Source organism: Bartonella sp. TT29SHDZB, assembly GCF_042193395.1.
In the GTDB taxonomy this organism is placed as follows: Bacteria; Pseudomonadota; Alphaproteobacteria; order Rhizobiales; family Rhizobiaceae; genus Bartonella.
This window is the reverse complement of sequence record NZ_JBHILQ010000108.1, coordinates 1-712: the sequence shown is the minus strand read 5'-3', so window position 1 is coordinate 712 and position 712 is coordinate 1. Positions and strand designations below refer to the sequence as shown.

1 pseudogene is annotated in these 712 nt (G+C 43.3%); it reads left to right on the top strand.

Annotated features, from left to right (window positions below):
- Positions 1-712 (top strand): annotated as a pseudogene (locus ACFIJJ_RS09865) (hypothetical protein); the annotation flags it as partial.

Genomic DNA, 712 nt, shown 5'->3' with positions numbered 1-712 from the left:
CCAATGGGTCTATAACTAAAGACTCAAGTGATGCTGTAGCGGGCAATCAGCTATATGCTCTAGGGAGCGGTGTTGCGAAGTCTTTAGGTGGTAAAGCTAAGTATGAGAATGGAACTTGGAGTGCGCCTACATTCACGGTTAAGAGCGTGAAAGAAGATGGCAAAACAGAAGATAAAGAGTATCATGATGTGGCAACAGCGTTTGCTGGTGTAGGAACTTCTTTCGCGAATGTGAATAATTCTATCACGAATATTAAGGATGAAATTAGCAAAGATATTGCTGAAGCAAAGAGTGATTCCTTGAATTGGAGCGACACTGCACATGCTTTTGTAGCGACGCATGGTGAAGAGAATGCAAGCGGCAAGATAACATCGCTTACCAATGGGTCTATAACTAAAGACTCAAGTGATGCTGTAGCGGGCAATCAGCTATATGCTCTAGGGAGCGGTGTTGCGCAGTCTTTAGGTGGTAAAGCTAAGTATGAAGGAGGCACATGGACAGCTCCGACTTACGAAATCTCTAATATTTCTGCAGATGGTGATGTGGAAAAGACGAGCTTCAATGATGTTGGCAGCGCCTTTGTGGGTCTTGATACGAGTGTCAAGAATGTGAACACTCATCTGTCTAATGAGGTCAAAAAGTTTGAGGATAAACTAAGTAATATTACTCAAGCGGTTAATGGTGATGCTTTATTATGGAGCGACGCTGCACA